Annotated in this window: 7 protein-coding genes; 3 read left to right on the top strand and 4 right to left on the bottom strand. The window is 54.0% G+C overall.

The features are described from left to right. Positions 1-48 precede the first annotated feature (48 nt). The 4 genes from dksA to HMPREF3052_RS02370 all read right to left on the bottom strand — a co-directional run bounded on the left by dksA (position 49) and on the right by HMPREF3052_RS02370 (position 2,828). Positions 49-465, bottom strand: a complete 417-nt coding sequence (dksA, locus tag HMPREF3052_RS02385; protein WP_049350731.1) for an RNA polymerase-binding protein DksA — start codon at positions 463-465, stop codon at positions 49-51. Between the two features lie 233 nt (positions 466-698). Further along, positions 699-1,256: a YggT family protein gene (locus HMPREF3052_RS02380; RefSeq protein ID WP_070748275.1), complete on the bottom strand. Its 558-nt coding sequence runs from the start codon at positions 1,254-1,256 to the stop codon at positions 699-701. A 2-nt stretch (positions 1,257-1,258) separates the two neighbouring features. Further along, entirely contained in the window at positions 1,259-2,056 is a 798-nt protein-coding gene (gene proC, locus HMPREF3052_RS02375) for a pyrroline-5-carboxylate reductase (RefSeq protein WP_070748273.1), read from the bottom strand. Between the two features lie 76 nt (positions 2,057-2,132). After that, entirely contained in the window at positions 2,133-2,828 is a 696-nt protein-coding gene (locus tag HMPREF3052_RS02370) for a YggS family pyridoxal phosphate-dependent enzyme (RefSeq protein ID WP_070748271.1), read from the bottom strand. 117 nt (positions 2,829-2,945) lie between these two features. On the opposite strand from HMPREF3052_RS02370, the gene HMPREF3052_RS02365 reads away from it, so the two are divergent. The 3 genes from HMPREF3052_RS02365 to yccS all read left to right on the top strand — a co-directional run bounded on the left by HMPREF3052_RS02365 (position 2,946) and on the right by yccS (position 7,606). Then, a complete protein-coding gene (locus HMPREF3052_RS02365; RefSeq protein WP_070748269.1) occupies positions 2,946-3,992 on the top strand; it encodes a type IV pilus twitching motility protein PilT in 1,047 nt (348 codons plus the stop codon). Positions 3,993-4,078: 86 nt separating this feature from the next. Next, on the top strand, positions 4,079-5,308 hold the full coding sequence (locus HMPREF3052_RS02360) for a PilT/PilU family type 4a pilus ATPase (protein WP_070748268.1): 1,230 nt from the start codon (positions 4,079-4,081) through the stop codon (positions 5,306-5,308). Positions 5,309-5,470: 162 nt separating this feature from the next. Further along, complete coding sequence (gene yccS, locus HMPREF3052_RS02355; RefSeq protein WP_070748266.1) at positions 5,471-7,606, top strand: YccS family putative transporter; 2,136 nt, start codon at positions 5,471-5,473, stop codon at positions 7,604-7,606. Positions 7,607-7,746: the final 140 nt, after the last annotated feature.

Genomic DNA, 7,746 nt, shown 5'->3' with positions numbered 1-7,746 from the left:
TCTGAATTGCTCTTTCAGACGGCCTTTTGAGATTTCTATATCTATATCTTAGTCGGCGAACTGTTTTTTCATTCGTTCGCGTCGCTCTTGCGCTTCTACGGATAATGTCGCGGTCGGACGTGCCAGCAGGCGTTTGAGGCCGATGGGTTCGCCGGTATCGGCACAGAAACCGTAATTACCTTCGTCGATGCTGCGGATAGTCGCTTGCACTTTATTGAGAAGTTTACGCTCGCGGTCGCGAGTGCGCAGTTCTAAAGCGTACTCTTCTTCTTGAGTAGCTCGGTCGGCAGGATCGGGGGCGGATTCGTGCTCTTGAAGATGGCCGGTAGTGGTGTTTGCATTTTCAATCAGCTCTTCTTGCATTTTAACCAGTAGTTCGCGGAAGAAGGCCAATTGGTCGCTGTTCATGTAGTCCTCTTCAGGACCATCCCAGTTTAAAATATCTTGTTCTGTCAGCTTTGCCATGGTGTCTGCTTTCGGTTTGTTGTTAATGATTTAGATGCTACGGGTTTGCTTTTATTGGGTTTTCTTAAATTTCCGTTTTGGAAATCGGGCGAATCATATCATGTTTTACCTATTCATTTGTTCTTTATATTTCGATTTGCACTTTTTTGCACTACCTTACACCTAAATGTATTAAAGCGCTTTTTAGAACGTTGTATTTTTGGTCGTTAATACCTGCTGCGCTTTCAGACGGCCTATTGAAGCAACCACAGGTTGGTTTGCTGGATCAGTTGGGGAAACCATCGGGCCAGCCACAACCATAATAAGAGTGCCAACAAACTGCCTGAAAAATCGTACCGTCCTACGCGTAAGAAGGAAAACGGTTTGAGCAATGGCTGCAGGATTCGTTCGATGGCATAAGTCAACGGGGAATAGCGGCCTTGTATGCTGGACACCATTCTAATAATCAGACCGATAAGTAATGTATAGGCCGCAGCTTTCAGCATATGGAGTGCGGCAAACCAAAAGTTTGCCAAAATCAGCTTATTGCTGATGGACAGCGCCGGCGAGATGAAAATAATGGCGGTACAGGCAAGGTAGTACACCAGAAAACCTGAAGGCAGGCAGTACCAATCGGTTTTCGCGCCGGATGGAAATGCTTTTTGCCAAGGTTTGGTCAGCCAGCCTGTTGCCTGTATGCTGAATTTGAGCAGGGGGTGTTCTGCTGCCAATCCTGCGTATCGGAGCAAAAAGCGTGTGATACACAGGATGGCAATAGCGTCTGCCAATAATAAGAGCAAGTCGCCGCGCATATTCAGACGGCCTTATATTGTTGCGCCATTTCTTGCGAACGTTTGACGCAGGCTTCTACACCCTGTTCGATGGCTTCGGCAACGTGACAGGCTTTGAAGGTTTCGATGGCTTCATGTGTCGTGCCGCCTTTGGAAGTCACGTTTTGCTGTAATTGTGCGAATGCTTCGCCGGTTTGTTCGGCCAAAGCCACTGCGCCTTTAAATGTAGCGAGGCTCAGTTCGCGTGCATCTTGCTCGTTGAAACCTTGTGCCAAAGCCGCGTTTTGGAGCGCGCCCAAAAGATAGAAAACATAGGCAGGGCCGCTGCCGCTGATGCCGGTAATATTGTGGAGTTGCTCTTCCTCGTTCAGCCAAACGGTTGTGCCGACAGAGCGCATGATGCCGTCGGCGGCTGCACGGTCGGCTTCTGAAACGCCTGCATCGGCAAACATACCGGATACGCCCAAGCCGATTTTGGCCGGCGTATTGGGCATGATGCGCACGATACGGCGTGTACCGCCCAGATAATGGCTGAGGGTATCAATGGACAAACCTGCCGCTACGGACAACACCAGCGCACCATTCAAACGGATATTTTGACAGGCTGCCTGCATGTCTTGCGGTTTGACGGCGAGAATGAGGACATCGTCCGCACTCAATTCAGGCAGGTTTTCAGAAGTGGCTACGCCCAATTCTTGCACCAGTTGCGCTCGTCTTTCAGAGCCGCGTTCGACAATGTGGACACGATAACCGTCTTGTTTGACCAAACCACCTGCAATGGCAGTCGCCATATTGCCGCCGCCGAGAAAATAGATATTCATATATATGTCACTCCTTTGTGATATCGATCAGGTCGTCTGAAACTGCTGTCTACCCTGTTCAGACGGCCTATTACTTTTATTGAGGATAATGCCGCTTGCCGAAAATCGCGCTGCCGATGCGGACATGGGTTGCGCCGCATTCTACCGCGATTGGCATATCTCCGGACATACCCATAGACAAAACATCTGCTTCAACGCCTGCCGCGTTCAACTTAGCCAACAGCCGTTGCATGGTATGAAACTGGCTGCGCAATTCATCGTCGCTGCTGTCGGCCTTGGCCACACACATCAATCCGCGCACTTTAATATTCGGCAACTGGGCCACTTCAAGGGCCAGCGCAACCGCTTCAGCGGGCGCCACACCGTGTTTCGCCTCTTCCGCGGCAATGTTCACTTCAATGCACACCTGCAACGGCGGCATTTCAGACGACCTTTGTTTACTCAAGCGCCGCGCCGTTTTCAGACGGCCTATCGTATGCACCCAATGTGCGCGTTCGGCCACAAATTTGGTTTTATTGGACTGCACATCGCCGATAACGTGCCAAACAATATCCGGCAAATCAGCCAGCGTTTCCGTTTTTTCAAACCATTCCTGAATATAGTTCTCGCCAAAATCACGCTGACCGGCCGCATACACTTCGCGGATATCGTCTGCCGGAAACGTCTTGCTGACCGCTACCAGCTTCACCGCACCCGCAGTCCGTCCTGCAGCCTCAGCCGCCTGTTCAACCGCCCGGCATACGTCCTGATAGTTTTGTTGCAATACCGACATGGTTTTCTCCTTTAACCCGTTCATCACTCGGTATTTTGAAAATTTTACTTGGTTGAACGGGTTTATCTATTTAAAATAAAGCGATTTTATTATTCTAAACCAAAACAAGGCCACATTATGCAGATTACCGACTTACTCGCGTTCGGCGTGAAAAACAAAGCCTCCGACCTCCATTTGAGTTCGGGTATTTCCCCTATGATACGCGTACACGGCGACATCCGCCGCATCAACCTGCCCGAGATGAGCTCGGAAGAAGTCGGTACCATGATTACCTCGGTCATGAACGACCACCAGCGCAAGCTCTATCAACAGGATTTTGAAGTCGATTTCTCATTTGAGCTGCCTAATGTTGCCCGTTTCCGTGTCAACGCCTTTATGACCGAACGCGGCCCGGCCGCCGTATTCCGTACCATTCCGAGCACCGTCCTGACGCTGGAAGAATTACGTGCGCCGCGCATTTTCCAAAAAATTGCCGAAAATCCGCGCGGTTTAGTCTTGGTAACCGGCCCGACCGGTTCGGGTAAATCCACCACGCTGGCGGCGATGGTCAACTACATCAACGAAACCCAACCGGCACACATTCTGACCATCGAAGACCCGATTGAGTTCGTCCACCAAAGCAAAAAGGCGCTCATCAACCAGCGCGAGCTGCATCAGCACACCAACAGCTTTACCAACGCCCTGCGTTCCGCCCTGCGCGAAGACCCAGACGTGATTTTGATCGGTGAGATGCGCGACCCTGAAACCATCTCCCTCGCCCTGACCGCCGCCGAAACCGGTCACTTGGTTTTCGGCACGCTGCACACGACCGGCGCCGCCAAAACCATCGACCGTATTGTCGACGTATTCCCTGCAGGCGAAAAAGAAATCGTGCGCTCCATGTTGTCCGAATCCTTGCGCGCCATCATTTCCCAAACCCTGCTGAAAACCCGCGACGGCAACGGCCGTGTCGCCGCACACGAGATCCTGATTTCTACACCGGCCGTGCGCAACCTCATCCGCGAGAACAAAATCGCTCAAATCAACGCCGCCCTCCAAACCGGTCAGGCCCACGGTATGCAAACCCTCGATCAAGCCCTGCAAACCCTTGTCCGCCAAGGCACCATCAGCCCCGAGCTGGCACGCAGCAAGGCGCAAAACATCGAAAACCTCTCTGTTTTCTAAACCATACTCAGGCCGTCTGAACCCCATCATCCCGTTTTCAGACGGCCTTTCAGCCTGACCGAATACCCGTTTTAAAGAGAATCATCATGAGCGACCTCGCCCCTCTGCACGACCTGTTAAGCGAAATGGTGCAAGCCTACTCACAAAAAAACCAAGCACCGCACATCCCCACCCCGGCCGAAATCGGCACGCATCTTCACCCCCTGCTCGACCGCATGTGTGAAGAGGCCGAAAAACGCAACGCATCCGACATCTTCATCAGCGCAGACTTTCCCCCTGCCATCAAAGTCGGCGGCACCCTTACGCCCATGCCCCACAAAGCACTGACCGGTGCGGACACCGCCGCCATCGCCGAATCCACCATGAACCCCGACCAGCTCGAAGCCTTCAATCGCGACTGGGAAATCAACTATTCCGTCCAATCGCGCAGCAACACGCGCTACCGCGTCAACGCCTACCACGAGCAAGGCCGCGTCGGCATGGTATTGCGCCGCGTCAGCCAAGACATTCCCGAAATGAAGACCCTCGGTTTGCCCGAAAAGCTCCAAGAGCTTGCACTCGCACCGCGCGGCCTGCTGATCCTCGCCGGCCCGAACGGTTCGGGTAAATCCACCACCATGGCCTCCATGCTCAACTACCGCAACCAAAAGCTGCCCGGCCATATCGTTACCATCGAAGACCCCATCGAGTTTATCTACAAACCTTGCCGCAGCATCTTCACCCAGCGCGAAATCGGCATCGATACCGACAACTGGAAAATCGCCGTTCAAAGCGCCATGCGTCAAGCGCCCGATGTCGTCTGTATCGGCGAAGTCCGCAGCGAAGAAAGCATGAAATACGCCCTCCAACTGGCTCAAACCGGCCATCTGTGCGTTTTCACCATCCATGCCAACACGGCTTCCCAAACCATCGAGCGCATCATCAACTTCTATCCGGAAGACCGCCGCCAACAGGTTTTGATAGATTTGGCGTTAAACCTCGTCGGCATTATCGGCCAACGCCTCACCATCAAGAAAAACCACCAACGTACGGCCGTTACCGACCTCCTGCTCAACACTCCGGCCATGCAGGACTTGATTTTCCAAGGCGAATTGCTGGAAATCCGCGACTTGATGGCACGCTCCGGCAGCAACGGCATGCAGACGTTCGACCAAAACCTCTTCAACCTCTACGCACAAGGCCAAATCGAACTCAGCGAAGCCCTGCGCCAAGCGGTATCCGCCAACGATTTACGCCTGCGCATTCAAATGCACGACGAGGGCAACAATACCGAACGCCTCTACGACCGCATCAGCGACCTCAACCTGATGACCTAATAGCGCAAGCCAAAAAAGGCCGTCTGAACGGGAGTGGAAATGAAATCAAGTATTTCCCCGTATCCGTTCAGACGGCCTTATCTCATTTAAAGCATTCTGAAATCGACTGAAAATCCTGTTAAAATCCAATCATTCACCTCATAACGAATAATAAACAACATCATGAAAACTCCGCCGCTCAAACCTCTGATCATTGCCTCCCTGCCCGTCTTCGCCAGCGTGTTCATCGCCGCCACCCTCGTTTGGCACTTCGACACGCCCAAACTGGTTATGCCCTTCGTGCTCGGCATTATTGCCGGCGGTTTGGTCGATTTGGACAACCGCCTCACAGGCCGTCTGAAAAACATCGTCATCACCGTTGCCCTGTTTACCCTCTCCTCACTGCTTGCCCAAAGCACCATCGGCACAGGCGTTCCCTTCATCTTGGCCATGACCCTGATGACTTTCGGCTTCACCATCCTCGGCACCGTCGGCCTCAAATACCGCACCTTCGCTTTCGGTGCGCTTGCCGTCGCCACCTACACCACGCTGACTTACACCCCCGAGACCTACTGGCTGACCAACCCCGTCATGATTCTGCTGGGTACTGTCCTATACAGCGTCAACACCCTGATCTTCCAAATCATCCTGCCCCACCGCCCCGTCCAAGAAACCGTTGCCAACGCCTACGACGCACTCAGCAACTACTTCGATGCCAAAGCCGACTTTTTCGACCCCGACGAAGCCGCATGGTTGGGCAACCGCCAAATCGACTTGGCCATGAGCAACACCGGCGTGATTACCGCCTTCAACCAATGCCGCGGCGCCCTTTTCTACCGATTGCGCGGCCAACACCGCCATCCGCGTACCGCCAAAATGCTGCGCTACTACCTCTGCGCGCAAGACATGCATGAACGCATCAGCTCCGCCCACGTCGATTACAGCGAAATGACCGAGCAGCTCAAAAACACCGACCTCATCTTCCGCATCCGCCGCCTGCTCGAAATGCAAGGCCAGGCGTGCCGCAACGTTGCCTCCTCCCTGCGCAACAACAAACCCTACGCATACAGCAAACGCCTCGGCCGCGCCATGGAAGGCTGCCGCCAATCCCTCAGCCATTTTGCCGAGACCCATGCCGACAATGCCAACCTTCACAATATCCGCCGCCTGCTCGACAACCTCAGCAGTGTCGATTACCAACTGCGGCAACTGCAAAACGATGCGTCCCTTGCCGAAAACGACAACGCCGATACCCGCATCGCCGCCCTTGAAAACACCAAGTTCCGCAATATCGGCGAGACCGTCCTCAGCCAGCTCAATTTCGACTCCGGCGTCTTCCGCCATGCCACCCGCCTCTCCATCGTCGTGGCCGCGGCCTGCATCATTGTCGAAATCCTCCATCTCAACCTCGGCTACTGGATTCTGCTGACCGCCCTTTTCGTCTGCCAACCCAACTACACCGCCACCAAAAGCCGCGTATACCAACGTATCGCAGGCACGATTCTCGGCGTGATTGTCGGTTCGCTCGTCCCCTACTTCACCCCGTCCGTTGAAACCAAGCTCTGGATTGTCATCGCCAGCACCACCCTGTTCTTCATGACCCGAAGCTACAAATACAGCTTCTCCACCTTCTTCATCACCATCCAAGCCCTGACCAGCCTATCGCTTGCCGGTTTGGACGTGTACCACGCCATGCCCATCCGCATCATCGACACCATCGTCGGTTCCGTTATCGCATGGGCCGCCGCCACCTACCTCTGGCCCGATTGGCGTTACCTCACCCTCAGCCACACCGCCGCCCAAACCATCACTGCCAACGGCCGTTATCTCGACGCCATCCTCGACCAGCTGCAAAGCGGCAGCCGCGACGATTTCGACTACCGCCTCACCCGCCGCCAAGCCCACGAAAGCATCGCCGCCCTCAGCAGCACCCTGTCGGACATGAGCAGCAACCCGAAAAAATACCAAGACCGCCTGCAAGACGGTTTTACCCTGCTCAAAACCAGCTATGCGCTGACCGGCCACATTTCCGCGCTCGGCGCATACCGCGACCAAGTCCGAATCGACGGCAACGACAGCTTTGCGCCCTATGCCAAGCTGACCCACCACATCGCCGAGTTGCTGACCCAAATGCCCCAAACCGACCCTGAGGCTTTTGAAACGGCCATGACCCAAATCCGTCAGGAGTTTGCCGAGCTTGAGCAAAACACACAAGTGCAGCAAGACCACGTCCTCAAACACCAGCTCGACCTGATCATCCGCCAGCTTACCCCGTGCTATCAGGCATTGCACCGACAAGCCGACGTAGAGGCCGTCTGAAAAGAGCCGGACACTTTCCAGCCTGTTTAGCAACAAGTCTGCCCATCATCGGCGTTGAGTCCAGCTAAACACTTCCTCAAATAAAAACCAAAACAAAAGGCCGTCTGAAGATTGAACTGCACCCCAAAAGTTGGACACAT

This window comes from Neisseria sp. HMSC056A03 (genome assembly GCF_001815685.1).
Classification (GTDB): Bacteria; Pseudomonadota; Gammaproteobacteria; order Burkholderiales; family Neisseriaceae; genus Neisseria; species Neisseria subflava.
Note: the sequence above shows the minus strand (reverse complement) of the source record. Positions and strands in the feature narration are given on the sequence as shown.